The 27000-nt window shown below is 64.6% G+C and carries 21 protein-coding genes and 2 pseudogenes; 6 read left to right on the forward strand and 17 right to left on the reverse strand.

What is annotated here, in order from left to right; translation table 11 throughout:
* Window positions 1–27: 27 nt before the first annotated feature.
* A complete protein-coding gene (locus WD006_RS02440) occupies window positions 28–4638 on the reverse strand; it encodes an autotransporter outer membrane beta-barrel domain-containing protein (RefSeq protein ID WP_375198926.1) in 4611 nt (1536 codons plus the stop codon).
* Window positions 4639–4999: 361 nt separating this feature from the next.
* On the opposite strand from WD006_RS02440, the gene groES reads away from it, so the two are divergent.
* Both groES and groL read left to right on the forward strand, forming a co-directional pair.
* Window positions 5000–5290, forward strand: coding sequence for a co-chaperone GroES (gene groES / locus WD006_RS02445; protein ID WP_008644494.1), 291 nt, complete (start codon window positions 5000–5002; stop codon window positions 5288–5290).
* A gap of 84 nt (window positions 5291–5374) precedes the next feature.
* A complete protein-coding gene (gene groL, locus WD006_RS02450; protein WP_008644493.1) occupies window positions 5375–7018 on the forward strand; it encodes a chaperonin GroEL in 1644 nt (547 codons plus the stop codon).
* 292 nt (window positions 7019–7310) lie between these two features.
* On the opposite strand, the gene tssE is transcribed toward groL, so the two are convergent.
* Window positions 7311–7745: a type VI secretion system baseplate subunit TssE gene (gene tssE, locus WD006_RS02455; protein WP_286879658.1), complete on the reverse strand. Its 435-nt coding sequence runs from the start codon at window positions 7743–7745 to the stop codon at window positions 7311–7313.
* A pseudogene (locus tag WD006_RS02460) lies at window positions 7742–8812 on the reverse strand (AAA family ATPase); the annotation flags it as partial. The gene tssE and the pseudogene WD006_RS02460, both read right to left, overlap by 4 nt.
* Before the next feature lie 50 nt (window positions 8813–8862).
* Here WD006_RS02460 and tssA point away from each other — a divergent pair.
* The 4 genes and pseudogenes from tssA to tssJ all read left to right on the forward strand — a co-directional run.
* Window positions 8863–9807 (forward strand): annotated as a pseudogene (gene tssA, locus WD006_RS02465) (type VI secretion system protein TssA); the annotation flags it as partial.
* A gap of 21 nt (window positions 9808–9828) precedes the next feature.
* Window positions 9829–11649: a type VI secretion system baseplate subunit TssF gene (tssF, locus tag WD006_RS02470; RefSeq protein ID WP_008644471.1), complete on the forward strand. Its 1821-nt coding sequence runs from the start codon at window positions 9829–9831 to the stop codon at window positions 11647–11649.
* Window positions 11650–11666: 17 nt separating this feature from the next.
* On the forward strand, window positions 11667–12749 hold the full coding sequence (tssG, locus tag WD006_RS02475; protein ID WP_286879659.1) for a type VI secretion system baseplate subunit TssG: 1083 nt from the start codon (window positions 11667–11669) through the stop codon (window positions 12747–12749).
* 36 nt (window positions 12750–12785) lie between these two features.
* A complete protein-coding gene (tssJ, locus tag WD006_RS02480; protein ID WP_286879986.1) occupies window positions 12786–13355 on the forward strand; it encodes a type VI secretion system lipoprotein TssJ in 570 nt (189 codons plus the stop codon).
* A 133-nt stretch (window positions 13356–13488) separates the two neighbouring features.
* Here the strand turns inward: tssJ and WD006_RS02485 are convergent, their stop codons facing one another.
* From WD006_RS02485 to WD006_RS02550, 14 genes are all read right to left on the reverse strand, one after another.
* Window positions 13489–14277 (reverse strand): metallophosphoesterase, encoded by a 789-nt coding sequence (locus WD006_RS02485; RefSeq protein ID WP_286879660.1) that lies wholly within the window; start codon window positions 14275–14277, stop codon window positions 13489–13491.
* 232 nt (window positions 14278–14509) lie between these two features.
* Window positions 14510–15481, reverse strand: coding sequence for a type II secretion system F family protein (locus WD006_RS02490; RefSeq protein WP_008644466.1), 972 nt, complete (start codon window positions 15479–15481; stop codon window positions 14510–14512).
* A gap of 51 nt (window positions 15482–15532) precedes the next feature.
* Entirely contained in the window at window positions 15533–16510 is a 978-nt protein-coding gene (locus WD006_RS02495) for a type II secretion system F family protein (protein WP_008644465.1), read from the reverse strand.
* A 42-nt stretch (window positions 16511–16552) separates the two neighbouring features.
* On the reverse strand, window positions 16553–17923 hold the full coding sequence (locus tag WD006_RS02500) for a CpaF family protein (protein WP_186426333.1): 1371 nt from the start codon (window positions 17921–17923) through the stop codon (window positions 16553–16555).
* Window positions 17924–18012: 89 nt separating this feature from the next.
* The gene (locus WD006_RS02505; protein WP_035881463.1) at window positions 18013–19206 is read right to left on the reverse strand and encodes an AAA family ATPase; all 1194 of its coding nucleotides are present in this window, start codon (window positions 19204–19206) and stop codon (window positions 18013–18015) included.
* A 50-nt stretch (window positions 19207–19256) separates the two neighbouring features.
* Window positions 19257–19715, reverse strand: a complete 459-nt coding sequence (locus tag WD006_RS02510) for a TadE/TadG family type IV pilus assembly protein (protein ID WP_008644462.1) — start codon at window positions 19713–19715, stop codon at window positions 19257–19259.
* Window positions 19712–20242: a TadE/TadG family type IV pilus assembly protein gene (locus WD006_RS02515; protein ID WP_008644461.1), complete on the reverse strand. Its 531-nt coding sequence runs from the start codon at window positions 20240–20242 to the stop codon at window positions 19712–19714. Before WD006_RS02515 ends, WD006_RS02510 begins: the two co-directional genes overlap by 4 nt.
* 21 nt (window positions 20243–20263) lie before the next feature.
* Window positions 20264–21544 (reverse strand): pilus assembly protein TadG-related protein, encoded by a 1281-nt coding sequence (locus tag WD006_RS02520; protein ID WP_286962321.1) that lies wholly within the window; start codon window positions 21542–21544, stop codon window positions 20264–20266.
* Window positions 21545–21590: 46 nt separating this feature from the next.
* Entirely contained in the window at window positions 21591–21938 is a 348-nt protein-coding gene (locus WD006_RS02525) for a hypothetical protein (protein ID WP_286879662.1), read from the reverse strand.
* Between the two features lie 35 nt (window positions 21939–21973).
* Entirely contained in the window at window positions 21974–23842 is a 1869-nt protein-coding gene (locus tag WD006_RS02530; RefSeq protein ID WP_286879663.1) for a type II and III secretion system protein family protein, read from the reverse strand.
* 87 nt (window positions 23843–23929) lie between these two features.
* Window positions 23930–24775 (reverse strand): Flp pilus assembly protein CpaB, encoded by an 846-nt coding sequence (gene cpaB, locus WD006_RS02535; protein WP_286879664.1) that lies wholly within the window; start codon window positions 24773–24775, stop codon window positions 23930–23932.
* 49 nt (window positions 24776–24824) lie between these two features.
* Window positions 24825–26237, reverse strand: a complete 1413-nt coding sequence (locus tag WD006_RS02540; protein WP_286879665.1) for an ATP-binding protein — start codon at window positions 26235–26237, stop codon at window positions 24825–24827.
* Between the two features lie 43 nt (window positions 26238–26280).
* A complete protein-coding gene (locus WD006_RS02545) occupies window positions 26281–26784 on the reverse strand; it encodes an A24 family peptidase (RefSeq protein WP_008644844.1) in 504 nt (167 codons plus the stop codon).
* 37 nt (window positions 26785–26821) lie between these two features.
* A complete protein-coding gene (locus WD006_RS02550; RefSeq protein WP_008644845.1) occupies window positions 26822–26995 on the reverse strand; it encodes a Flp family type IVb pilin in 174 nt (57 codons plus the stop codon).
* Window positions 26996–27000: the final 5 nt, after the last annotated feature.

The raw sequence follows: 27000 nt of genomic DNA on the forward strand, positions 1-27000 counted from the left end.
ATCCCGCTCGATGCTGGTGGCACTGGCCTACCACTTGACCTGCAACCCGGCGGAGCCAAGGATCGAGTTTCTGACCTTGGCATTGCCGCCGGCGGCCCAGATCCTGCCGACCTCGCCGTACAGGCTGAAGCGCCGGTTCAGGGCCGCGGTTAGGCCCGCGGCCACCTCGATGCTCGTGCCGCCGGTCGCTGCCACGATGTCGGTGGTGGCGGCCGGGTTTGTGAAGCGGGCGACGTCGCTACCGTTCGATGCCATGTAGAGGTTGACGCGGCCATATGGCCGCAACGCGGCGGAGCCTGCCTCCATTTCACCCTTCACCCGCGCGCCGACGCGCGCGAGCCAGCTGCTGTTCACGTCGGTCTGGACCATTGCTCCGGGGATCTGCGCGTTGTCGAGGTGAATGCGTTGGTGAATCACCTGCAACTGGGGTTCGATGCTCCAGGCGCTGCCGCCAAGTGGAAAGGCGCGTCCCAGTTCCAGCGATGCCAGCAGGCTGTCTCCCTTGGTCTCGACCCCGGAGCTGGACGCTGGCGTCACCGTGTAGCGGTGACGGCCCAACTGCAGCACCGCGTCGGCGTAGATGCCGCTGTTCCCGGCATATGTGCCGTAGAAGCCCAGATACTGGTTGTGCAGATCGTTGCGGCCGGCGCCAGCATTGTCGATGCCGCCGATGAAGCCATTGACGCTTACGTTGCCATCCAGCTGGCCGACGTAGAGGCCAGCGCGCCAGTCCTGCGTGGCCAGCAAATCCGTGCCGGCCTGGAAGCCGGTCAACCGGCCCTTGCTCTTGGGCGCCACCGTGCCGTCCTGGCTGACGTCGACATCGGTGGTCAGCACGCGGGCCCATGCCCGGCGATCGCGACCGGCAGGGGTGCCCGATGGGGTGCCGGATAGGGTGCCCGATGTGGCGGACCTCGGGTCGTCATCGCCCACGCGCTGGTGCAGGTTGCCGATCATGGCAAGGTTGCTCTGGCGCAGTTGACTCGGCAGCGCCGCGTACAACGCGGCTTCGGCACGGTAGGTCGTGACGGGCGGGTCCGCAGGTTCGGTGGTCGGGGTGGTTTCGGTGGTCTCGCCATTGGAGCGCAGATACCAGTTCTCGCCCGATCCCTTGGCGTCGGCAGCGTACAGGCGGTACTGGTAGGCGCCGGCATCTACATGGCCACCTGCGAGCACGAACGCGCTCTTGCTGGTCTGCGCCGTGGTGCTGGCGCCATTGACGGCGCTGATCACCTCGATGCCGTTGCCCGCGGTCAGCGCGCCAAGCCCATTCAGGTTGGAGATCTGCAGCGTGGTCTGACCGCTGGCGACGGCGGCGGGGCCGCTGAGGATCAGCCGGTCACTCACGCCGGTGCTGTCGCCGAGCGCAGTGCCCATGCGCAGCGTGCCGTTGTTGCCCGTGTAGGGGCCCGTCACCGTCAAGGTCGCGCCGGGTGTCGTGCCCATCAGCGAGACCACGCCCCCGTTGTTCAGTCCCGCGACGCTCTGGCTGAAACCGGCGAGATCCAGCGTGGCGCCGCTGGCCACCGTGTGAACGGATGCCGCGCTGAAGGTGTTGGCCGCTCCCGCCCGCAGCGTGCCGGCCGCAACGTTGGTGGCCCCGGTGTAGTCGTTGGCGCCGGCAAGCGTCAAGGCGCCACTGCCGTTCTTGGTGAGAAAGCCCGAACCACTGATGGCCCCGGCGAGCGTGGCATTGAAGGCGCCAGTGTCGATCACAGGATCGTTGCTGCCCGTCAGGCGGATCGCATTGGCGATGCGCAGCCCATCGGTGGCAATGCCGAGCGTGGTGCCGTCATCCATCGAGAGTGTGCCGGTCCCCAGCGCGCCGTTGCTGCCAAGGTCGATGCGTCCTTGCTTGAGCGCGGTGCCGCCACTGAAGCTGTTGTCGCCGCCAAGCGTCAGCGTGCCGCTGCCGTTCTTGAGCAAGCCGCCCGTGCCCGAGATGGCGCCCGACAAGGTGCCGCTGCTGTTGTCACCGCCCGTTGCCAGCGTTCTGGTGCCCAGCTTGATCTGGCCAGCGCCACTCAGGCTTCGGAAGCTGGCCTGTGCGGCGGTGATGCCGGAGATGTCGAGGATGCCTGCCGCATCGACTTGCACACCGCTGGAGTTTGCGATGCTGCCCGCGCCGGACAGGGCAAGCGTGCCGCCGGCGACCTGTGTCGCGCCGGTATAGGTGTTGACGCCAGTCAGGGTCAAGGTGCCGGTGCCTTGCTGGACGAGATTCCCGGTGCCACTGATGACGTCGGCATAGCCGATGCTGTCGGTCCGGTTGAACATCAGTGTGCCGCTGTTGACCACGTTGCCGCCAATGCTGCCGGTGGTGGTGCCGTTGCCGATGCGCAGTGTGCCGCTGCCGATTTGCGTGGTGGCGGCCTGCACGTCCCCCAGCGCGAAGATCCACTGGCCGGTGCTTGTACTGAGCGCGAGTTGTCCGCTGGCCGTCACTGGCCCGTACAGCGCGATGCTGTCGCGGGCAGAGATCGTGATATTGCTGCCGCTCAACGCGGCATTGGCTAGCAACGTGCCGCCGTTGGCCGCGAGTTGCAGATTGCTCGTGCCGGTGTTGATTGCCGATACCGGTAGCGTCAACGCCCCGCCAGCGGTCAGGCTGACCGCGCCGTTCGTGCTGTTGTTTAGCGCCGAGACGCGCAGATCGCCAGCCGCGCGCAATGCCACGCTGGACCCCGTTGCAGCGATCGGGCCCTGAAAGCTGTTGCTCGCGTCGGTCAACGTGATGGCGCCAGTGCCGGCGCTGATGGTGGTGCTACCGGCAACGTTGAGCGCTCCGCTTTGGGTGATGGCATTGTCGTTGGTGGATGCCGACAGGTAGCCACGCACCGTGCCGGTGCCAAGGTTCATTGGACCCAGGCTCGTGGCAAGCAATGTATCCGTATTGACGTTACCGAAGGTCAGGGCCGAGGCGCTGCTGATTATCGTGGCGCCACCGGTCAGGTTCACGGTGCCACCAAACCAGTTTCCCATGTTGGTTAGCGAGATAGCACCCGTGCCGGCATTGAAGGTGCTGTTGCCCGCAATGGTGAGCGCACCGTTTTGCATGATGAAGCCGCGGTTGCTCGTTGCCGACAGGCTGCCGGTCACGGCGGTGGTGCCGAAGACCAACGCACCCGTGCTTGTGGCGGTCAATGTGCCGGCGTTGACGGTGCCCAAGTTCAGTCCCGCGGCACTGGTGATCTGCGTGGTGCCACCGGTCAGGTTTACCGCGCCACCGAACGAATTGCTGGCGTTGGTCAGCGTAATGGCGTTCGTGCCTGCGTTGATCGTGGTATCGCCGCCGATCGACAACGGGCCGGATTGTCCAAGCGAACGGGTCGTGGTCAACGCGAAGTCGCTGCCCGTGCTGATCGGCCCGAGCGCGGCGATGCTGTTGCTGCTCTGGTCGAGCTTCATGCTGCCGACGGCGCTGCCTGTCAGGGTTCCCGCTGTCAGGCTGCCCCAGGTCTGGAGGACGTCCCCCAACGATTGCAGGCTGATCTGGCCTGTCCCGGCGGTCAGCGTGCCACCGAGCTGGACACTACCACCCGAGATGGCAATCGAGCCGCCCGTCGTCGTGCCCGACGCGTCGATGTTGCCCCCCAGGATCACGGCGGCGTCTGACGTGATCTGAACCTGCCCAGCTTGGGACTGGCCACCCTGCGAGACGTCGATGCTGCCGTTGTTGACTACGGCGCCCCCTATTGCGCTGAGGCTGACGTTTCCACCATTCGCGATGATGACGCCGCTGTTGTTGACTAGCGTGCCGTACAACCCCGGCTGGGCTGCTGCCGCCATGATGATCGTGCCGCCGGTTGCCTGGAGGGTTCCGGTATTGACGACCGCGGTGCCGCCCTGCGCGGTGCTCAGTGCGCCGGCAATGGCAACATTCATCAGACCCTTGTCGTCGAACGTCATCGTTGCGTGGTCCGCGGCCACCAGGCTGATTCGCCCGCCATTGGCCGTCAGCACGCCATTGTTCGACACGCCGGCGCCGACGAGTGCCGCGGAGTTGCCAATGAACGTTGCACCGCCAGCAAACGCTACGGTGCCGCGCATGGCCGCTGCATCAAGGCTGTAGCTGCCTCCCGTCGTGGCAGGGGCGGAAACACCGAGCGAGGTGGCGAGAAGTCCGCCGGCTGATGTCGTGCCACCGAAAACCAGGCCGTTTGCATTGGCAAGGATCGTCTGCCCGGCTGCCGACACGGTTCCGTAGATCTGGCTGGCCGTAGTGCCAGAAATGTTGTTGAGGGTGACGGCGCTCGCACCCGTATTCGGCGTGAAATTGACCGTACTGTTCGAAGCGACATCGAAAGAGGACCAGTTGATCGTGCCCGATGACGAATATTGATTGACCGTCGTGGTGGTCCCTGTCGAGTTGACAGTCCCGCTCCCGCTGATCCAGACCGAGCCGGTTGGCAGCGTTCCGGCAATCGGTGTGGCAGCCATCGCAATGGCGGGGAGCAGGCCCGCGGAAAGCGCCGACAGTGCCGGCAAGCCGACGCTCCAGCCGGCACGCCGCCGGGAAGCCGTTGGGGCGATGGTTGCGGTGCCCGTGCCTTCCGAGCCCTGGCTTCCGGCCGTTTCCGGCGCCACCTTCAATGCGCACAGTGTGCGATTCCAGACAAGTCGATAGATGTGGTTCAAGGTGCGGCCTCCCCGGTGGCTGCGAATGCCCCAGAGGGCGGCAAAGCCTCGAAGTTACAAATTGCAACAACTACAGGGAATCCCAAGAACTAGGGAATTCGGGGTGGGAGGACCAGATTTTTGTGTGATCTATGGGGCGTATTCATCGGCTGGGACTGTTTCCCTCGGCGCATTCTTGTGATCTGTACGGGAAAACCCCCATTCAGCCCGCGTCTTGAAAACGAAATACCCCGTCCCTATAATTAGCACTCGCTGGGGGAGAGTGCTAACAGTCGCCCCCGCGGTACCCGAAACCCGATGGTCGTCGCTATCAGACGACCATTTTGTGATTTAACACTCACTTTTGTATCTAGGAGTCCGTATGAACCTGCGTCCTCTGCACGACCGCGTGATCGTGAAGCGTCTGGACAATGAAACCAAGACCGCATCCGGCATCGTGATTCCCGACAATGCTGCCGAGAAGCCCGATCAAGGCGAAGTGCTGGCGATTGGCCCTGGCAAGAAGGATGACAAGGGCAACAACATCGCCCTCGACGTCAAGGTGGGTGACCGCGTGCTGTTCGGCAAGTACGCCGGCCAGGGCGTGAAGGTGGATGGCCAGGAACTGCTGGTCATGCGCGAAGAAGACATCATGGCTGTCGTCAACAAGTAATCGACGCCCACAAGCCACCCAATTCCCGATCGTCCCCCTGACAATCCAGCGGGACGCATCCATCCAGATTCGGAGATTCAGAACATGGCAGCAAAAGACGTAGTGTTCGGCGACGCCGCCCGTGCCAAGATGGTCGAAGGCGTGAACATCCTCGCCAACGCAGTGAAGGTGACCCTGGGCCCGAAGGGCCGCAACGTGGTGCTGGAGCGCAGCTTCGGCGGCCCGACCGTGACCAAGGACGGCGTGTCCGTGGCCAAGGAAATCGAACTGAAGGACAAGCTGCAGAACATGGGCGCGCAGATGGTCAAGGAAGTGGCTTCCAAGACCAGCGACAACGCCGGTGACGGTACCACCACCGCAACCGTGCTGGCCCAGTCGATCGTGCGCGAAGGCATGAAGTTCGTTGCCGCCGGCATGAACCCGATGGACCTGAAGCGCGGCATCGACAAGGCCGTTGGCGCCGCAGTCGAAGAGCTGAAGAAGCTGAGCAAGCCGACGACCACCAGCAAGGAAATCGCCCAGGTTGGCGCGATCTCGGCCAACAGCGACGCCTCGATCGGCGAGCGCATCGCCGAAGCCATGGACAAGGTTGGCAAGGAAGGCGTGATCACCGTCGAAGACGGCAAGTCGCTGGCCGACGAGCTGGAAGTCGTGGAAGGTATGCAGTTCGACCGTGGCTACCTGTCGCCGTACTTCATCAACAACCCGGAAAAGCAGGTTGTTCAACTGGACAGCCCGTTCGTTCTGCTGTTCGACAAGAAGGTCTCGAACATCCGTGACCTGCTGCCGGTGCTGGAGCAAGTGGCCAAGGCTGGCCGCCCGCTGCTGATCATCGCTGAAGACGTGGAAGGCGAAGCCCTGGCCACGCTGGTGGTGAACAACATCCGTGGCATCCTGAAGACCGCCGCCGTGAAGGCTCCGGGCTTCGGCGACCGCCGCAAGGCCATGCTGGAAGACATCGCCATCCTGACCGGCGGTACCGTGATCGCCGAGGAAATCGGTCTGACGCTGGAAAAGGCCACGCTGCAGGACCTGGGCCAGGCCAAGCGCATCGAGATCGGCAAGGAAAACACCATCATCATCGACGGCGCCGGCGACGCATCGGCGATCGAAGGCCGCGTGAAGCAAATCCGCGCCCAGATCGAAGAGGCGACCTCGGACTACGACCGTGAGAAGCTGCAAGAGCGCGTGGCCAAGCTGGCCGGCGGTGTTGCCGTGATCAAGGTTGGCGCAGCCACCGAAGTCGAAATGAAGGAAAAGAAGGCACGCGTGGAAGATGCACTGCACGCTACCCGTGCTGCCGTGGAAGAAGGCATCGTCCCGGGCGGTGGTGTGGCCCTGCTGCGTGCTCGTGCTGCGATCGCTGGCCTGCACGGCGAGAACCCCGACCAGAACGCCGGTATCAAGATCGTGCTGCGCGCCATGGAAGAGCCGCTGCGCCAGATCGTGCTGAACGCTGGTGAAGAAGCTTCGGTCGTGGTGGCCAAGGTTATCGAAGGCAAGGGTAACTACGGTTACAACGCGGCTTCGGGCGAGTACGGCGACCTGGTGGAAATGGGCGTGCTGGATCCGACCAAGGTGACCCGCACCGCGCTGCAGAACGCCGCTTCGGTGGCTTCGCTGATGCTGACGACCGACTGCGCAGTGGCCGAATCGCCGAAGGAAGAGTCGGCTCCGGCAATGCCGGGCGGCATGGGCGGCATGGGCGGCATGGAAGGCATGATGTAATTCATGCCGGACTGCTGAGCCAATCAGCCTGTCTGAGAAAAACCCCCGAGAGCGCGAGCCCTCGGGGGTTTTTCATTGGCCGTTCAGATCGCGGACAACGCCTTTCCAAGCGCGTCCGCAGCGGCGGTCAGCCTATCCAGAATGCGCTCGGGGCTGCAAATCACCTCGGGCAGCAGTTTGGCCAGTTGTTCGGCAATGTCGTTGGTGCTGCCGCCGGCGCGTTCGGTGCTTTAGTAGTGTGCGGCGGCATGTGCCGCTGAGATCCCTGGCAGCGCTCAGGGGGGATTGGTGGTTAGTCATGATCGTGCGCCGACCTCAGCAGCTTGAGCCGTGTCTTGCCGTCCGGCATGAAATGCGTACCGAATCGCACCAGTCCAGACTGATGCAAATGGCAGGTCATCGTGAAGCTCAACAGCATGCCCGGTTCGGGCTCCTCGATCTCGAGGTCGAGGGCCTTCAATCTCGGCTCGTAGCGCAGGAGCGTCGTCTCGATTTCCCGCTTGAGCGTGTGCGCCGAGGCAGGCAGGTGGCGGTAGATGCGGGACAGATCTCCCAGTCCGTAGTCAGGCAGATGCGCAAGGCCACCGCGCCGACTGTTAAGGATGCGCTGGATGTTGTCCTGGACCGACAGGAAGGTCTGGGTCGAGGCATCTAACTCGTCAACGGCAACGCCATTCGCAAAGAACCCGGTAACCGCTTCGAAGAGACCTGGCCCGCCGCGCGTCACGCGTGTTCCTCTGTGGTGGTTGCCGCATCATCGAAGTCCAGCCCAATGCCGTCGTCCTCAGAGAACGAAAGGCGGATAGATGCAGGTGCCCGCTTGCTGGTCATGCGTACCAGTAACTCACGCGACAGCACGGGCAAGATCTGCTGGTCGAGCAGGTTGTCGATATTGCGTGCGCCGGAATCGGGCAACAGACAGGCGCGCACCAGTTCGGCCACCAGGGCGTCGTCACAGCACAGCGGCACGCCGAACCGGCGTTCGATGCGCTCGGCCACCTTGGCTAGCTTCATCCGTACGATCGTGGCCATGGCCTCGGCGGCGAGCGGCCGGTACACAATGGTCTGGAAGCGCGCCAGCAGCGCGGGCTGGAAGCGGTCGATCAGGAGCGGCCGGATGGTCTCCATCAGCGCGCTGGCGGGGATTTCCCCGCCAGCCTCCGTTGCGGCGTCGGTGGCCGCCAGGATTTGCTCGCTGCCGAGATTCGACGTCATCAGGATGACGGTGTTGCGGAAATCAATGACCCGGCCTTCGCCATCGCGCATGAAGCCGCGATCGAAGACCTGGTAGAACAGGTTGACCACGTCCCGATGGGCTTTCTCCACCTCGTCCAGGAGGACCACGCTGTAGGGTCGCTGACGGACAGCCTGAGTCAGGATGCCGCCCTCGCCATAGCCGACATAGCCCGGCGGCGCCCCCTTCAATTGCGATACGGTGTGGGCTTCCTGATACTCCGACAGGTTGATCGTGATGAGCGAGCGTTCACCGCCGAACATGAGATCGGCCAGTGCCCGCGCCGTTTCGGTCTTGCCGACCCCAGAAGGCCCCACGAGGAGAAAGACGCCCAGCGGTGCCTCCTCGGACTTCAAGCCCGCCTTGGCGGCGCGCAGGCTCTTGCCGAGCGCGGCAAGAGCCTCGTCCTGCCCGACCACGACCCGTCCGAGGCGTGCCTCCAGTTCCAGCAGGGTGGCCAGTTCATTCGACAACAGGTTGTCAACCGGCACGCCGGTCCAGTCGGCGATTACCTGTGCTACGACAGTCTCAGCAACTTCTGCATGTAGAAGTGTCGCCTGAGGGGAACATCGCTGCTCCGAAAGCCCTCGCCACGGCGTCGCTCTTGGACGGAGAGGTGGCCTCCACGCGCGACCTGGTGGATCGGGCGCGCCAGATGGCGCTGTTCCTGCGCCAGCAGCCCGACGGCTATCTCGCCGCCTACCGGCTGATGCGCTGCGTGCGTTGGGACACCCTTACCGAGGCGCCGCCGCATGAAGCTAGCGGCAGGACCCGTCTGATAGCCCCACGCGCCGAACTACGCGCGCAAATCAAGCGATTGGCGTTGCAAAAGCAGTGGCCGGAATTGCTCGACCGGATCGAGCCGGCCTTCGCCGAGGGCGCCAATCATTTCTGGCTGGACTTGCAGTACTACGCGTTCATGGCGCAGGACCAGGCGGGTGGCGCCTACGCACGCGTGCGCGACCTGCTGGCCACCGACTGCGCCCTGATGCTGGAACGTCTGCCGGGCCTGGACCAGCTTGCCTTCTCGGACGGCACGCCGTTTGCTGACGACGCCACGCTCGAATGGATTGCGCGCTACGCCACCGTGCGGGATATCGAGCGCGGCGAACCTGTGACGCCGGTTGCGGTGGCCTCTGTGAGTACCGACTTGGCGGAAACGGAAGCGCAGGCGGCCGACCTCGCCGCACAGCAGAGCCTGGAGGCTGCCTTTGCCTGGCTGCAGGGGTTGCCGGCACCGGCTGGCGAGCGCGATCGCTTTGTGCGGCAACTGGTGATGGCGCGAGTGGCCGAGCGCGCCGACCGGGCCGATACTGCCTTGCACCTGCTGTCCGCGCTCGAATCTGGCACCCAGCGCTATCAGCTGGCCAACTGGGAGCCCGCCCTCGCGTTCGAGGTCAAGCAGCAACTGCTGCGCCTGCTGAAAGTGCGCCTCACCCGCAAGGACGCGGACAAGGCAGCCCTGAGCGCGCGCATCGAGGCGCTGGTGGGCGACCTGATCGCCATCGATCCTGCCCGCGCCGTGGCCGTGGCCGTCGCCGCCGCCGCCGCCTAAAGCGTACCCATCCTGTACTGCATGAACCATCCCACCCAAGACAACGAGATCCTGCGTTACTACGAAGCGGAGATGCGCTACCTGCGCGAAGCCGGAAAGGAGTTCGCACAGGCGTTCCCTGACCGCGCCCGCATGCTCAACATCGACCGTATCGGCGAGCGGGACCCCCACGTCGAACGGCTGTTCGAGGGCTTCGCCTTCCTGATGGGGCGGCTGCGCCATAAGCTGGACGACGAGTTGCCGGAACTGACCGAGGGCCTGGTCAGCATGCTATGGCCGCATTACCTGCGCATGATCCCGTCATTGTCGATCCTGGAACTGACCCCGAACGGCGGAACGCTGCAGCGCCATGAAACGCTGCCGGCCGGGCTGGAGGTGGTCTCCGACCCCATCGCGCTCGCGATACAAGGCGGGAGTGAGGGCAGTGTCGAATGCACTTACCGGACCACGCAACCGGTCGATCTATACCCGTTGCGGCTCACTGAAGCCAACGCCTATGCGCGCGAGGATGGCCGCTCGGTCATCCGGCTGCGGCTGGCACTACAAACTCAGGGGCGCCGCGAGCAGTTGGCGGTGCCGCGCCTGCGGCTCTACCTGCATGCCGATCGTCCGCTGGCGCTGGCGCTCTATTCGGCGCTCACCGCTGAGCCATTGGCCATACAAGTGCGGGTACCGGGCTATCCGGCCGACCGGCCCGGCGCACCGCAGCCGATGACGGGGGTGCGGCTGGAGCCAGCCGGATTCGCGACCGAGGAACGCCTGTGGCCGAAGGCTGACAACGCCTTCGGGGGCTACCAACTGTTGCTGGAGTACTTCACCTTCCCCGAGAAGTTCATGTTCGTAGATCTCGTGGGGCTCGATCTGGACGCCATCCCGGAAGGCATCGAGCACTTTGATGTGGAGGTGATACTCAATCGGCCGTTCCCGGATGACATGCGCTTCTCGGCCGATAACGTGCGCCTCTTTTGCACGCCGATCATCAACTTGTTCGAGCTGGAAGCCGACCCGATCACCATCACCCACTTCGAGACCGAGTACCGGGTGCGGGCCATGGAACAGCATGGTCAACATGTGGAGCCCTATTCGGTGGAAACCGTACGGGGCTTCGAGGCGGGCAGTGGCAAGCGCTTCGAGTACGCGCCGTTCGCCGCGTTCCGCCACCGGGGTGGCATGCTGCGCCACGAGATGCCGGAGCGCTATTTCCACACCCGCGTGCGCCGCGGTCCTTCGGGGAGGTTCGACACCTGGGTGGTGCTGGGAGGGCACGCCTGGGATCATCAACAGTCCCTGCCCGAGGAGACGCTGTCACTGTCGGTCATCGGCACCAATGGCATGCTGCCGCGCAAGGGCCTGCGCGAGGCAGGCATCACCCGCACGAGCGGGGGATTTACGCACATTGGCACCGTGCGCAACCTGACCGCGCCGACGCTGCCGGTGTATCCACCTACCGCCGATCGCTTCCATTGGCGCGTGCTGTCGCACCTGGCGCCCAACTACCTGTCGCTGCTCGACGCCGAGGTTTTGCGCGGCAGCCTGGCGCTGTACGACTGGACCGATGGGGAACTGAACCGTCGGCGTATCGAGGCCATCACAGACGTGCGGCACCGCCCGCTCCAGAAGCTCGTCAAAGGCGGCCTGTTGCGCGGCGTGGAGATCGAAGTGGTGCTGGATAGCACGCGCTTTGCCGGCGAAGGCGATGTGGAATTGTTTGGCGAGATGCTTAACCGCTTCCTGTCGCTATACGCAACCGTCAATCTCTATACGCGCTTGGTGATCGTGTCGCAGCCTAGCGGCAAGCGCCAGGTGTGGCCCGACAGCAAAGGGGAGGGGGCTCCGTTTTGAGCGCACCGAGTCAGACCATGTCACCCCCGAAGGAAGGCCCCTTGTTGCGAGCGTTGCTCGCCAATGCACACCGGATGAATTTCTTCCGGCTTTGTGAACTGATCGAGCTGTCCGCGCCGCATCGCCCGCCGTTGGGCACCACGGATTCCCTGGCCGACGAACCGGTGCGCTTCCGCTCCAGTGGGGGGCTTGGATTTCCGGGACGTGAGATCGATGCGGTTGAGTACGACGATGACGACCCCGACCGGCCACCAGTCATCCGCACGGCCTTCCTTGGCCTGTACGGCGTCGACGCGCGTATGCCGTCCTATTTCGTGGACGAGATTGCCCAGCGTCGCGATGGCGCGGAGCCGCTGGCGGCCTTCCTGGACCTGTTTCACCACCGCGTTGTCACGCAGTTCTACCGGGTCGCGCGCAAGTATCGCTATCCGATGGGTTTCCTGCCGGGCGGACAAGACGAGGTTTCACGCTACCTGCTCAGTCTGCTCGGGCTGGGGCTGCGCGAGCCGGGAGCCGGGCAGCCAAGCGTTGCACAGGGCGAACACGTCGAAGGTACCGTCAGCCCGCGCAAGCTGTTGTCGATGCTGGGACTGGCCAGCCAGCGCACGCGGACTGCCGAGGGTCTTGCTGGCGTATTGCAGCACGCCGTGCCGGATGCGCAGATCCTGGTGGAGGAGTTCTACCCCGTGTGGGTGCGCCTCGATGCCACCGAGCGCATGCCACTCGGCGAGAACTGCGTGCTGGGACGCGGCTTCTACGACCGGGCGAACACCGTGAGTGTGGTGATCACGCCCCAGACGCCCGAATCGGTGCTTGGGCTGATGCCGGGTCGGGCCATGCACCGGGAGCTGATGGCGCTGTTGCGTTTCTATCTCGGCCATGCCGCGCACGCGCATCTGGAAATGCAGGTGAGGCCAGCGCTGATGCCGGCTCCGGTCCTGAACTCGAATGAAGTGAACCTTGGATATAGCACGCAACTCCAGTACTCCGTGGCCACCGCCAACGCGACCCGGAAAGACGCGATCACGCGCGTGCAGTTGGGAACATGGAATGGACTCAGCGCCGGTGCATCCGCGCCGCCAAGCCATCGCAGTCAATGAAATCAAGCCGCACACTAGAACAAAGGGATGAACACGATGAAGCAAGCGCTGCGAAACGGGGGCATAGCCTTAGTCGCCACCCTTACCGTTGCCGGATGCGGGGCCGCACAAGCCGTGAAGAACAGCACAGTGGAAGCAGCGAAGTGGGCCTTCACGACGCAGGTCAAGACCATGAACCTCGATCTCGTCAGCCGGTCGTCGTTGAATACAAACAGCGCAGGCGAATCGTTGTCGACAGTGGTGCGGATCTATCAGTTGAAAACGCCGCAGGCTTTCGAACAGCTGAGCTACGTGCAGTTGCAGACAAATGACCTGGAGTCGCTGAAGGCGGATCTGCTCGCAAGCAACGATGTGGTGCTGCGCCCGGCGGCGAGCGTGAGTCTTGCAGAACCGATACGAGAGGACTGCGAGTACGTTGGCGTCGCAGCGTTGTTCCGCGACGTGGGCAACAACGCGGTGTGGAAGCTGGTCATCCCGAAGAAGCAGTGGAAGAAGACCGATCCCGTGAAGATCGAGGCGCGTGGGAATGTCCTCGAACGTATCGGGGTGCCGTCAGGTGCACTCAAGTCGCAGGCGTCACAGCTTGGCGCAACGAGCGATACGTGACGACCGTCGGCGCCTGTCGCCTTGATGCGGCGAGATGCGCGGCAGTAACGAGACCGGCCCGCGCTTGCCGGAGTACGGCGTAGGCAGTATGTCTCTTATGAACACAAATCAAGATTCGTATTCATAAGCCGCTTCAAAGCGCCACAGCCTTGCTCCAGTCGAACGCCGGGTTCTCCGGCTCGCCACTGCGTCGGGAGATATAGCCGCGCGGGTTGCACACCACGCGTGAACTGTCGATCCAGTAGTCGAAGCTCGTATGGGTATGGCCATGGATCCAGAGGTCGGCCTGGGCCACCAGATCGGGTCGGCGGGAGATGAAGCCGGCCGAGACGATGTCGTGCGCATAGCGTGCATCGAGGCTACCGAGATCGGGGCCGTGATGGGTCACCACCACGGTCTTGCCCTCGAACGGTTGCGCCAGCGCACCGGCCAGCCACGCCGTGGCCGCGTGATGGCGAGCCAGCGCATCGGCGGGCGTGAATGGGCGGTGCTGGCCGTCGGCATCGGCGGTAGCGATCAGGCGATGATCAAACATCACGCGCGAGCACGCCTGCATGGCTTCGTCGACACGATCGACGCCATAGAGGCAGTAGTCGGTCCACCACGTGGTGCCGATCACGCGCACGCGCTGGCCTGCGGCGTCCTCGAACTCGGCGATGCCGTCGCTGAGCAGCGTGACATTCCCCGACTCCCCGGCCGCGTCGGCCATCTGCCGATCCACTGCGTCGAACGTGCTTTCGTAGTACTCGTGATTACCCGGCACGTAGAGCACGGGCCCCTCGAACACGCGCGCCGCCCAGTCGATGCCGTCGCGGCCGTTGGCGATGTCTCCGGCCAGGATCGTGAGGTCCGCGCCACAGGCGGGGACGTCCTCGGGCATGTTGTGTTCGATGTGCAGATCGCTCAGGATGCGGATCTTCATGCGGCGGCTCCCGGATGACTGTACGGACAGGGGTGGGGGATGGGTTTGCCCAGTATTTTTCAGAAGACTGGCGCGCGGGTCAAGCCGCCAGCCACGACCGGGTCACTGACGCGTCGTCGCCGCAGAAAGCAGAAAAGCCCGGACACTGTCCGGGCAAGACTGTCCACCTGGTGTTGCACCAGGGCGAGACAGCCGGGGGAACCGCTATGGCAAGGCGCCGCTTGTGCGACCGTCAGTTGGTGCCGGTCATGGTTGGCAGCAACACGCGGTAGATCTGGATGAACGCGGGCCCTAGCAACACCAGCAGGAGTGTGGGGAAGATCGTGAAAATCAGCGGAAACAGCAGCTTCAGCGCAATCTTCGCCGCCTGCTCCTCCGCGCGCATCCGGCGCTTGGTGCGAAGCATGTCGGACAGCACCCGCAAGGATTCGCCAAGGCTGGTACCGAAACGGTCCGCCTGGATCAGCATGGACGCGAATTTGTCGACGTCCTCGACGCCGGTGCGCAGCGACAGATTGCTCAACGCTTTCTCCTTCGAGAAGCCGGAGCGGAGCTCCAGCAGCATCAGTTGCAGTTCGTCGGCCAGCACCGGGCAGCGCAGCGCAAGTTCGTCGGCCACGCGCATCAGTGCGGCATCAAGGCCGAGGCCGGCTTCCACGCAGACCGTCAGCAGGTCGATGACGTCGGGGAACTCCTCGAACACCGTTCTCTGGCGTGCCGTCACTTTCCGGGACAGCACGATATTCGGAATGTAGTAACCGATCGCGGCCAGCACTGCCAGCACCGCGAACATCATGCTCTGTTCCTGGAATGCCGGGACACTGCTTGTCGCGATCAGTCCGATCATCGGGAGCGCCACCGCCAGCAGCGTCTTGGCGGCGAAGTACAGCGGGGCGGCGCTCGCATCGCGCCATCCGGCGTTCATGAAGCGCACGCGCAGCTGCGAATTCTCCCAACCCTCCTTGGGCAACGAGAGCCGCGAGACCGGCTGCGCCCATTTCACGAGCTTCTCGACCCAGGCCTGCTGCTGCCCGGCGTTGCCCGGGACAGTGCCAGTCTCGTTGGCGATCTGTTCCATCCTGCCGCGCATGCGGTCTGGCGAGAACACATAGAGCACGCCAAGTACCGTGCCGAATGCCGCAACGAAGACCAGCGCCAGCACGATCAACTGGTCTGCCCGAAACCCCTGCATGATGTCTTGCATGATCGACTCCCCCTCAGGATGCGCGCTCAAGCCTGCCTGTTGTTATCTGACTCATACCCGGATGCGGATGATCTTGCGCATCCACAGCACGCCGAAGATCATCGACGTCATGGCGGTACCCACCATTCGCCATCCAATCGGGTCTTCCCACAGCACCCGCATGAATCCCGGGTTGACCACCATGATCAGGCCCGCCGTGCCGAACGGCAGCAGGCCGAGAATCCACGCGGAGAGTCGCCCTTCGGCCGAGAGCACGCGGATCTTGTCGAAGAGCTTCAGCCGCTCGCGCACCATCGTGGCGATCGTGTCGAGGATCTCCGCCAGGTTGCCGCCACTCTCGCGCTGGATTAGCACGGCGATGACGAAGTAGCGGAGGTCGCCAACAGGCACACGCATGGCGAGGTTCGTCATGGCCTCGTCGAGCGCCACGCCATAGTTGATCTCTTCGAACGTGGTGCGGAACTCGGGACCCAGCGGCGCCTTGATTTCCTGGCCGACCATGCCGAGCGCCCCGGCGAACGAGTGGCCCGCACGCAGCGCGCGGCTGATCATGTCGACGGCGTCTGGCAGCTGCACTTCCATTTGCTTGAGCCGCTTGGTGCGCAGCCGCATGACATGCAGGAACGGCAGCAACCAGACGAATGCCACGCAGCCCAGTATGATCGGCAGCGGCACCGGCACCAACGGAATCAGCGCCACCGCGCACAGCACCACCAGGCCGCAGTAGCCGAACAGCTGTGCCACGGACCATGTGCTGCCGGACTGCTCGAGCCAGCGGTCCAGCGCGCCGATACGCGGCACGCTCATTAGCCAGCGCTGCATCCGCGGCGAATCGCTGAGAAGGCGCTTCTTGAGAATGGACAGCCGTTCGGCGCTGACGTGTCCGCCGGCCGAAAGCGCTCTCAGCCGCGCTTCGATGCGCTTGGCCGCGGGGCCGTGGGCATTGTTCCACCACAGATAGATGGCTTCGACACTGAGCACCACGGCGACGAACAGCAGGATGCCGAAGGCATAGAAGATCGTGCTCATGTGTTACCCCCCGGATATGTTGTCGTTGATCAGTGCGTGGGCTCAGACTTCGTAGCGCCGCGCGGGATCGTAGGTCTCGTCCGGCAGCCCGACGCCAAAGACGCGCAGCCGCTCCGCGAACTTCGGATACACGCCCGTGGCCTTGAAGTGGCCGCGGACCGCGCCATCCTCGGCCACACCTGTGCGCTGGAACGTGAAGATCTCCTGCGTGTTGATGATGTCGCCTTCCATGCCGGTGATTTCCTGGATGCTGATGATCTTGCGCCGGCCGTCTGTCAGACGCGCCGCCTGCACGATCACGGTGATCGCCGAGGCGATCTGCTGGCGCATGGCCTTGGCCGGCATGGTCAGGCCTGCCATGCTGACCATGTTCTCGAGCCGCGTCAGCGCATCGCGCGGGGTGTTGGCGTGAATCGTCGTGAGCGAGCCCTCGTGGCCGGTGTTCATGGCGTTGAGCATGTCCAGGGCCTCGCCGCCACGGATTTCGCCGAGGATGATGCGGTCAGGGCGCATCCGCAGGGCGTTGCGCACTAGCGCGCGCTGGGTGATTTCTCCCTTGCCCTCGATATTGGGCGGCCGGGTTTCCAGGCGCAGGACATGAGGCTGGCGCAGTTGGAGTTCGGCGGCATCCTCGATGGTCACCACGCGTTCGTCTTCCGGGATGAAACCGGACAGGATGTTCAGCAGCGTGGTTTTCCCGCTGCCCGTGCCGCCCGAGACCAGCACGTTGATCTTGGCATGCGCCAGCGCCTGCAGCATTTGCGCCATCGGCTGCGTGAGGCTCTTCAGCTCGACCAGGTCGGACACTTGCAACGGGTTCACCGAGAAGCGACGAATCGACAGCAGCGGACCATCGATGGCAGACGGCGGGATGATGGCGTTGACGCGAGAGCCGTCCGGCAGGCGCGCATCCACCATCGGGCTGGTTTCGTCGATGCGGCGCCCGACGCGCGACACGATTTTCTCGATGACTTTCATCAGATGAGCGTCGTCATAGAACACCACATTCGTCAGCTCGAGCTTGCCGCGCCGCTCCACGTAGGTTTGCCGTGCCGTGTTGACCAGGATGTCCGAGACCGAAGGGTCCTTCAACAGTGGTTCCAGCGGCCCGAAGCCGAACATCTCGTCATAGATCTCGACGGTGAGTTGTCGCCGCTCGTTGTCATTGAGCAGCACCTTATGTTCCTCGATGATCAGGCTTACCAGCGAGGCAATCTCCTGGCGCACCTGTTCCTGCGGGAAGTGCGCCAGGCGTTCCAGCTCCACGCGGTCCAGCACGGTCTCGTGCACGTCGCGCTTCAGCGCGTGGTACCCGGGCGATGTCGTGTTGGTGGCCATCGAGAAATGGATCGCGGCGTGACCATTTGCCGTGTAGGGTGTCCCGGCGCTGGCGAGCTGTTCGCGGATTGACATGATGGACTCCTTGCTAAGCGTATTCGGTTCGGGTGGCACGGATGGCACTGACGACTCTGATGGCTCTGACGGATCGATGGCCTGCGGATTCAGGTGCTACGGGCGCGCAGCATCAGCTTGCGCAACGGCGACACGCCCTCCTGCCGGCTGCGGCGCTCGGCTTCATGCGAGGGCGCCAACTGCATGGCCATCGCCTGCAGCGCCCGGGCGATGCTGCTGCGCTTGCTCAGCTTCGCAACCGGCTCGCCGTGGCTGACGGCTTCGTCCACGGCCGCCGGATCGTCTGGCAGGGTGAAGGACACCTTCATGCCGAAGATCTCCTCCATCGTGGTTCGGGGCACTTCGTTCTTGCGGCCTACGCGGTTCAGCACCACGCGAATCTTGTCGTCGGGGTAGTGCAGCGCGCGCAGGATGTCGAGCAACCGTCGGCTGGGGCGGCCGAATGCGATGCTCGGCTCGGTCACTACGCAAATGCGGTCGCTGTGGTCGAGCATGCTGATCGACAGCGGGTCGATGCTCTGCCCGACATCGAAGATCACGTAGTCGTAGTTCGGCTGCATGACCGACAGGATCCACTCGAGCTTTTCCTTCTGGATCTGGCTGGCACGCACCGGGTCGGCCGCGCCCGCCAGCATGTCGAATCCGTTGTCCACGTGAACGAGACAGGCTTCCAGGAACGCCGCGTCCATGCGATCGATCTGGCTGCAGATCTCCGACAACGTGCTGGGCGGCGCCTTGTCCGAGACGATGTACGTGAGATCCCCGAAATGGCGGTTCAGGTCGACGACGAGCACGCGCTTGCCGAAGTGGCGGGCGAGGGCGTCGCCAAGGTTTGCGGCCACGAAGCTGGTGCCCGCGCCACCCTTGCAGGAGATCATCGATATGACCTGCGCTACCTCCTGCATGCGCGGCACGTGTGTGGCTTCCACGCGCTTCAGCGCCTCGACAAGCTGGCCTTTGTCCAGCGGCCAGGGCAACACATCGCGCACGCCGGCGCGCATCGCCTGGATCAGCACGCTGGAGTCCTGGGATTGCGTGATCAGGATGCAGGGAAGTTCGGGGTGCTGCTGGCGCAGGGTTTCCACCCCGAACATCTGCGCAGGTCCGATTTCGGGCAGGTCGAGCACCAGCAGATCGGCCATGCGCAGCCGGCTCGCCTGGAACGGCAGCCGAGCCAGACCTTCCTGCAGCGACGTGGTCTGGAAGTTTCCGGCGATGGTAGCGAGCCGATTGATCTCCGCCAGCCGTGCGGTGTCATCGGATGCAATCAGGATCTTCAGCATGGTGTCCTCGCGATGTTCGGGTCGGATGGATGGAATGGGTGTATTGGATGTCAGCTACAAACCGACCCGCCGGTCGATGTCTGCATGCTCTCGCGTGTCATGGTGGTCGTGAACGGCGGCATGCCGATGCGCAACCGCGTCACGGGGATCATGGTGGCGATGGTCACGTTGGACACGCTCACGGTTACTGTCTGACAGGTGGAGCGCGCCGTGGCGGGATCGCTGTCGCAGCCCGTCGGGGCGTAGACCACGCTGATGTTCGAGTCCTGCAGCAGCGGCAGCATGTTCTCCATCCTGGTCTTGATGATGCTGGCGCCGGAGTCGCAGACCACGGCCGATCGCGCGGCCATGCGCGTGACTTCGGCCGCAGTGTTCCAGTAGAACAGCACGCGCGAGAACTCCATGATGCCGATCAGCAGCGTGAAGAACATGCCGGCGATAAGGGCGAACTCCACGGCGGCCAGGCCGCGCTGGCGTGCGACGCGGAGCGGATGGGCGCGATGTTTCATAGCACTTGCCTCATGACGGTGGTGATGTCGCCGAAAGTCAGGCCGGACACGTTGATGAACGACTGCAGCGGCGTGTAGGTGTAGCCGCTGATCCTGACGGCGATCAGGTTCACGGTGCCGGCCTGCGTGCCGCTGCCACCACTGGTGCTGTCGTAGGTTGCGACGTTGCTGAACGTTTGGGTGGCGCCGGGGCAGCCGGACGAATCGACGCGATCGCAGATGATCACCATGGCGGTGGTCAACCCGGGTGCCAGAGGCTGGCCCGAGCAGGCGGTGTTCCCATAGGCCGCCAGACACTTGGTGGCCGCCGTCGGGTAGGCGACGTCATCGGGCGAGTATTGCGACAGGTAGCGCGCTGCCGAGCGGGTGGCCTTGGTCAGCGTGTCGTACTGGTAGATCGCGCGGCCGAACTCGGCCACGCCGCACGCCATCAGCAGCATCGGCACGAGCATGATGCCGAACTCGACTGCGGCGACGCCGCGCTGGCGCCTGCGTGATTGCCTGTGTGCGTTGGTCAGTCGTTTCATGATCGACTCCCGTTTTGACGCCTATTGCACCAGCACTGGGACGAGCGGGCCGACGCCGGTACTCGCACCCGGCATGCCCTGCGTGGCGCAGGGGCTGCCTGGCAGGCTCGAGTCGCCGCGATACTCGAGATGTACCGTGTCGATGTTGCCGCCCTGCTGCATGGGGTCGACCATCAACACGCAGGCCCAGCCCGTGACGTTGGCCTGATGGGTGCCCGGCGTGCTGAACGTCGAGCAGTCAACGATCGGCGCCAGCACCAGGCGCCGGTCAGCGCCAGCCTGATAGGTGGCCTGCGACGCGGCTGTGCCTTTCGTGCTCAGGCCGGTAACGGAGTCCCCCTGATAGGGCTGATAAGCCTTGCGGGCAGCCAGGAAGTTCGGCTGGGAGGTACCCTTGCTGTCCGTCGATGTGCCGTTGTAAGCGTTGCTCTGCGCCGTCCACGTTGTGCTCGTGTAGGCGAAACCCGTAAAGTCGGTCACGCCGGTGGTCTTGTTCGTGGTGATGCCGAAGCGGCTGTTCCACGCGTCCGCGAGCGAGGCCTTGTTGCCGGTTGTCCCGATCTGGGTGTTCAAGGCGGGCAGATTGCATTGCCCCGCTCCCTGAAGCTGGGTGTCCAGAGCAGGTGTGTTGCCCTTGCCACCGCTCAGGTCGGCCCAGCCGAAATTCCCGCCTCCGTAGACGCCCCCGCCCGAGGTCCCTATCTTGGCTGTCAGCCATTGACCGATCGTGTATCCGCCGGGCACCGCCGGCGTAGCGGTGTCGGGTCTGCAGATGTACACAGGAATCGCGCAGGTGGTCTGCGCCGAGGTCGTCGTTGCGACAGCGAAGGCCCCAACCGTGTTCGCTCCGATGTGGATGCCAGGAATTGCATTCAGCACCTGCGCGAACCAGTTCGCGATGTTGCCGCGCGAGACGTCGCATTTGACGTACTTGATCGTGTTCAGCGCGTAGGTGACAGAGTTCTTGTCCAGAAAGGGATCCGCCAACGAATCGCTGTAGGTCACGGTTTCGGCCGACGTGATGTTCGGCTGCTTTTCCAGATTGCCCTGGAACAGCACCAGGTTGCGGGCCGCCGCGGTCAGGCCGGCGGCTTCGGAAACCGTTAGCGGGGTAGCACCGGTCAGGTCGCGCGCTGCGGCCAGCGCGCACGAATCCGCGCGGTTCTGCAACTCGCTCTTGCTCACATACAGTTTGCCGAGATCGAGTGCCAGGCCGATGAAGCCGACCAGCACCACGATCATGAGGCCGACGATGATGGCAACGGCGCCGCGCTGCCTCTCGTGAATGCGAGGCAGTGACATGCCGCGAGACCTGGTTGTGGACATGATGGTGCTCCCCGCGGTTTGCTTAGCGTTGGCTGCCGCCGCCCATACCCACGCCGCCATACCCGCCCGCGCCGAAGTCGATGCCGAAACCACCGACGGGGCTGCCCGTGCCGGTCTGGAAGCGGATCAGCGAGCGGTCGAAGTTACGCATGGCGGCTACGGCGGTCTTGCCGTCGGTGCCGTCCATGGTCGGCAATCCGGCCGGCGCATCCGGGTTGATGATCTGCTGCTGCTTGACCGCGGCGAGGGCCTCGCCGCGATGCTGGTCCCACGACGGCGTCGAGGTCATGCAGCCGGACAGTCCGATGCAGGCCAGGGTGCCAAACGCCAGCACTGTGGCGCCACGCGAAAGCTTGAGTGTCTTGTTCATGATCGTTCTCCTTGGTTTCCCTTGCGCGTGGCGGATCAGTTGCTGCCCGTGGTGCCGGAGGTGGTCGCGGCCCCAGCCCCGGCCCTTGCCTGGGCCAGGCGGAGCGCGGTGGCCTCGATGCGCGCGACACGCGCACTGTTGTCCTCGGGAGGGGTGGCGGCTACGAGGTCACGCGCGGGCCCCTGGGGCGGCCGTGGCCCCACGGTTGCCACTGGTGCTGGCGAAGCCGCGGGGGCCGACGGCGCCGGCTCGTCCAGGAGCTTGCCGATCGGAGTGGGGCTGGTGGGAACCGACGTGGTCGGGCCGGTTTCGCTGCGCGGGGTCGAAGGCACGGGAGCAGGTGCCGTGGCGGGCGCGGCGGGTTGCGAAGGCGCCGGTGCCGGCTGCGGAGCAGGCCTGCCCTTGCCTTCCATGTTGCCCATGAAGTAGAGCGACAGCGGGTCAGGCGTGGTGAAGCCGTCGGTCGGCAGCGGGTAGTTCTGCGTCTGCATCGGCTTGACCAGGTGCGGTGTGATGATGAACACCAGCTCGGTCAGGTCTTGCTGGAACTGCGTGCTGCGGAACAGCGTGCCAAGCACCGGAACCTCGCCGGCACCAGGCAGTGCCTTCAGCGAGCCACGTGCGCTGTCCTGCAGCAGGCCACCGATCGCGAAGCTCTCGCCATCGCGCATCTGCACGGTGGTGGAGGCGCGGCGTGTCGTGATGAGCGGCAGGATCGTCTGTCCGGTCAGCGTGCTGCCGCTGACTGTTGCGCCAGTGGGCGACAGTTCCGAGACTTCCGGCGACACCTTCAGGTGGATCCGTCCGTTGGCCAGCACGGTCGGGGTGAACTTCAGCCCCACGCCGAACTCTTCTTCCTGCAGCGTGATGGTGGAGGCGCCACCGAGCGCGTTGCTCTGCGCGACCGGGATGTAGATCTTGCCGCCAGCGAGGAAGCTGGCTTCCTGACCACTGATGGTGACGAGATTCGGTTCGGCCAGGACCTTTACCAGGCTGTCGTTCTTCTGCGCGTCGATCGCGAGATTGAACGGCTTGTTATTGGCCTTGCTACCGAAGATGCCGGCCGCCGCGCCCGTGAGCAAGTTCGAGATCACGCCACCGGTCCACGATCCGAAGCCGCCCTGGATATTGACTGCCGAACCGAGCTGGTTGAGCAGCGTCTTGGAGACTTCGGCAACCTTCACCTCCAGCATCACCTGCTGCGGGGTGTCGACGGACATCATGTTGAGCACGCCGCCCTTCTTGCCGTTGGCGCCGTCGCCCTGTGCCGCGTTGGCGTACGCCTGGGCGATATCCATGGCCTGCAGCGCCGCCTGTGAGCTGGAGACGCTGCCGGTCAGCACCAGATTGTCCGCGGCGGTCATCACGCGGATGCCCGATTCACCCGGCAGCAACTGGGCCAGCGAGGTCTGCAATCCGTTAGCGTCCGCGTTGACCACCACGTTGATGATGCTGCAACCGCCACTGCGGCCCTGCACGATCATGTTGGTGGTGCCCACGGTGCGCCCGAGGACATAGAGCGTCTGCGGCGACACCATCGTGGCCTGCACGACGTTCGGGTTGCCCAGGGTACGGTTGCGCACTGGCTCAGGCAGCGGAATCAGCTGCGACTTGCCGATCGGCACGATCACGCTCGATTCGTTGCGGATCGCGCCGGAGCAGTTCGGGCCACGGGCGTCAGCGGCAATCGAGGGGGCGGCGGGCACGGGCGCCATGCTGATGGTCATCTGCACCGGGCCTCCCGGGACCTTGACGGCTGGCGAGGCCGCCGCCGGCGTGGTCGACCTGGCGACGTTGCCGGCTTCTACCGCGACCTGTGCCGCGGCGGCGAGTGGTGTGCAGAGGATGGCAGCCAGGACGAAGTGGCGTGTGCCGCGTGCTGCTTCAGTTGTCTTCTGGTTCATTTTTGATCTCCCCCCGGAGAGTGAAGCGGATCTGGATGCGCTAAGCGTCTGGGTGTCTCGGTGCTTCGGCTGTTTCATCCATTGCGGTCAGAAGCACTCCAGGCTGCCCTGGATGCCTGCGAGCACGCCGACACAGTTGCCAGCGCGCGGTGCGGCGGCGACCGTGCGGGTCTTGACCACCGTGCGCGTAACGGGAGCCGGCGCAGCGAGCGGAGCCGGCGCGGGCAGTTCGGCCTTGCCGAGCAGCGTGTGCTTGGTGGCGCCGCCAGTGTTGATGTCGGCCACGTCCATCTGATTGCGCAGCACCAGCGACAGCGTTCCCACGCTGCGCGCCACGTCGAGCTTCTCGGCCTGATCCGGCGAGACTTCCAGCGTCACGGCGTTGACCACCTTCGGCTGCGTGTCATCGCGGCTGACCTGTTGCGCCACGGCCAGCACCAGAATCTTCTCGAGCACGATCTTCGAGATGCTGCCGTTCTGCGCGCTCTTGGAGTCCTCGTTGGTGTTGACGATCACATCGACGTAATTGCCTGGCAGCGCGAAGCCAGCCACGCCCACCACATCGTTGACGCGAACCGTGATGGCGCGCTTGCCGTCGTTGATGACGGCGGAGAGGCCGCCCTTGGTGCCCACCGGCGCCAGCTTCGCGTCGATGATGGGTTCGCCGCGTTGCAGGCTGGTGCGGACCACGCGTCCGTCCAGCGTCTTGGGATCTTCGAACGCTCCGGGCGGCACGCTGCCGGCGGGCCAGCTGACGAGCTTGAGCTGGCTGCCGTTGAGCGGCTGGCCGAGATCGAGATCGTTCGCGGCCACCACCACCTGCTTGACCGAGCTGGACGACTGCTGCAGCAGCCAGCGGGATGCGGAAACCACCGCCGCCGCGCCGGCCACCAGCGCAATCAGCAGCATCAGGATTGCTCGCGTGTTCTTCATGATGACTCTCCCCTACGTATGTACTTGCTTCCTTCCTGGTTGGGCTGACTCAGCCCGCTGCACGATGGCCGGCGGGCCAGCGGTGTTCGTTGTCCGGCGGTGGTGCTTCCGGTTTGCCCTGCAATCCGTAGTAGCCCTGCCAGGCGCGGCACAGGCTCTCTTCCGTGACTTGCGGTGCGTGGCCGTGGTAGCGCACGTGCGATGCCACAAGCCGCAACAGGTCGCGCGGGATGCACGCGAGCAGGGGGGTGTCGCTGGAGAAATGCAGGCTCTCCAGCAGGAAATCGAAGGCGGACTCCGGCCACGTCAGACCGAGTTCGGTGGCCGTGCGCAGGCAGACTTCGCGGTAGTCGTCGATCGGCAGCGGCCCCACGTAGAGCTTGCTGCCAAGCCGGCGCAGGAACGCATCGTCGCTGAGGTCCGTGGGCGATAGGTTGGTCGAGAACACCGGCCATACGTCGAAGGGCACCGAGAACCGCACGCCGCTATGAAGCGTGAACATGTCGATGCCGCGGTCCAGCGGCACGATCCAGCGATTCAGTAACTGTTCGACACCGACCATCTGCCGGCCAAGGTCATCCACGATGTAGATGCCGTTGTTGGCCTTCATGTGCGGGGGTGCCTGATAGAAGCCCGAGTTGCTGTCGTAGCGCAGGTCGAGCATCGACAGCGTCAGTTCGCCGCCGGTCAGCACGACGGGACGATGGCAGACGACCCAGCGGCGGTCTATTGACCGGCGGGCGGACGAAGCCTCGCTGTCGTCGATGGGCGTGTGCACGAGCGGGTCCATGATCTGGATGATCTCGCCCGCCACGGTGATCGCATGGGGCACGGGCACCGCGCCGGGCAACAGCGCACCGAGTCGCTGCGCCAGGTAGGTCTTGCCGCTGCCCGGCGGGCCGTAGATCATCAGCGCGCGGGCGGTGTTCAGTGCCATGCCGATGCTGTCGAGCAGATGGACCGGCGCCACCAGGTTGTGGAATGCCGCGGTGACATCCGCCTTCGTGACCGATGTGTGATGGATCGAGTGATGCTGGATCGCATCGAGGTAAGCCTGAAGCGTGACCGGCGCGGCACCGGCGTAGCTGCAGCGGGCCGAGGTCTCCGCGGCGCGGGCGTAGCCGGCGTCGGTCAGGCGAAATCGCACGTCGATGTCGCTGGCGCCGCGATGGGCCACTTCCAGCAGCCGCTCGCGAACGGCGACCGCCGCGATCTCGTTCACCACAGAGGCAGGCAGCTTGAGCGTGTCCGTCAGGATCGTCAGGGAGACGCTGCGGTGCAGGTAGGCGGCCTTCAGCAACAGCCCAAGCAGCAGCGAGATCTCCAGACCGGTATCCGCGATGGATCGCGGCGGAACGTGCCAGGCCGGCAGCGCGTCGTGATCAGCCTGGGCATGCCGCACCATCGAGGCGACTGCCTCGGGGAGTCTTGTTGCCTGGCCTGCTTCATGGTGCTCTAACATTGCCGTTCCCCTTGTGTTTGTCCCTTGTGGTCCGGTTGGTCCATCACGTGCTGGCGAACAGCATGGTCAGCGTGCCGGCCGCGATCGCCACCCCATAGGGCAGGGAGCCGACGGATGCGCCACCTTGTCCAGTGAGTGCGATCCCGCCGAGGTTGCGCACGACCTGGCGGCCCTTGCCGGATGCCAGCACAAGGGTCAGGGCCCACACGCCCCCAATGACGAACGACGCCAGCGCGATCGATGCGGCAAGGCTTGCGCCGAGCCACGCACCCACGGCGGCCATCAGCTTGACGTCGCCGGCGGCCATGCCGCGCAGCAGGTAAATGGGCAGGAAGATGCCAAGGCCCGTCAGCCAGCCCAGTGCCCATGTGGACGCGCCGGCGGCCAGGCCGTGGATCGTCATCTGGACGGGCAACGCCACCAGCCATGCGCCAAACGTCAGCCAGTTCGGAATGCGGCGCCGCTGCAGATCCGTGGCGGCGGCGGTTAGTACCACCGCGATAACGGTGGGACCGATATAGGGTGAGAGCGTCGGGATGGTGGTCATGGCGTGCTCGGCTCGTTCTGGAATGGTGCGGCCCTTATCAGGGCACCTCCGCGGCGACCATGTCGTAGAGCGCCTTGAGATTGGTGCCGAGGAGGCTCACCGCGCCGATGATGACCATGGCAATCAGCGCTCCCAGCAACGCGTACTCGATGGACGTCACGCCGCGCGTGTCACGTCGGAAGGTGCTGCACATGATCTTGAGACTGGACATGGTGG

The organism is Cupriavidus sp. Met-2 (assembly GCF_049843575.1).
GTDB lineage: Bacteria > Pseudomonadota > Gammaproteobacteria > Burkholderiales > Burkholderiaceae > Cupriavidus > Cupriavidus metallidurans.

Excerpts from the sequence above, each read along its gene's own strand:
- WD006_RS02530 (WP_286879663.1), bottom strand. The coding sequence starts at position 23,842 with ATGAACCAGAAGACAACTGAAGCAGCACGCGGCACACGCCACTTCGTC.
- tssG (WP_286879659.1), top strand. The coding sequence starts at position 11,667 with ATGTCACCCCCGAAGGAAGGCCCCTTGTTGCGAGCGTTGCTCGCCAAT.
- WD006_RS02500 (WP_186426333.1), bottom strand. The coding sequence starts at position 17,923 with ATGTCAATCCGCGAACAGCTCGCCAGCGCCGGGACACCCTACACGGCA.
- WD006_RS02515 (WP_008644461.1), bottom strand. The coding sequence starts at position 20,242 with ATGAAACGACTGACCAACGCACACAGGCAATCACGCAGGCGCCAGCGC.
- WD006_RS02525 (WP_286879662.1), bottom strand. The coding sequence starts at position 21,938 with ATGAACAAGACACTCAAGCTTTCGCGTGGCGCCACAGTGCTGGCGTTT.
- WD006_RS02490 (WP_008644466.1), bottom strand. The coding sequence starts at position 15,481 with ATGCAAGACATCATGCAGGGGTTTCGGGCAGACCAGTTGATCGTGCTG.
- WD006_RS02520 (WP_286962321.1), bottom strand. The coding sequence starts at position 21,544 with ATGTCACTGCCTCGCATTCACGAGAGGCAGCGCGGCGCCGTTGCCATC.
- WD006_RS02485 (WP_286879660.1), bottom strand. The coding sequence starts at position 14,277 with ATGAAGATCCGCATCCTGAGCGATCTGCACATCGAACACAACATGCCC.
- WD006_RS02545 (WP_008644844.1), bottom strand. The coding sequence starts at position 26,784 with ATGACCACCATCCCGACGCTCTCACCCTATATCGGTCCCACCGTTATC.
- tssF (WP_008644471.1), top strand. The coding sequence starts at position 9,829 with ATGAACCATCCCACCCAAGACAACGAGATCCTGCGTTACTACGAAGCG.
- WD006_RS02510 (WP_008644462.1), bottom strand. The coding sequence starts at position 19,715 with ATGAAACATCGCGCCCATCCGCTCCGCGTCGCACGCCAGCGCGGCCTG.
- WD006_RS02505 (WP_035881463.1), bottom strand. The coding sequence starts at position 19,206 with ATGCTGAAGATCCTGATTGCATCCGATGACACCGCACGGCTGGCGGAG.
- groES (WP_008644494.1), top strand. The coding sequence starts at position 5,000 with ATGAACCTGCGTCCTCTGCACGACCGCGTGATCGTGAAGCGTCTGGAC.
- WD006_RS02550 (WP_008644845.1), bottom strand. The coding sequence starts at position 26,995 with ATGTCCAGTCTCAAGATCATGTGCAGCACCTTCCGACGTGACACGCGC.
- WD006_RS02495 (WP_008644465.1), bottom strand. The coding sequence starts at position 16,510 with ATGAGCACGATCTTCTATGCCTTCGGCATCCTGCTGTTCGTCGCCGTG.
- tssJ (WP_286879986.1), top strand. The coding sequence starts at position 12,786 with ATGAAGCAAGCGCTGCGAAACGGGGGCATAGCCTTAGTCGCCACCCTT.
- WD006_RS02540 (WP_286879665.1), bottom strand. The coding sequence starts at position 26,237 with ATGTTAGAGCACCATGAAGCAGGCCAGGCAACAAGACTCCCCGAGGCA.
- cpaB (WP_286879664.1), bottom strand. The coding sequence starts at position 24,775 with ATGAAGAACACGCGAGCAATCCTGATGCTGCTGATTGCGCTGGTGGCC.
- groL (WP_008644493.1), top strand. The coding sequence starts at position 5,375 with ATGGCAGCAAAAGACGTAGTGTTCGGCGACGCCGCCCGTGCCAAGATG.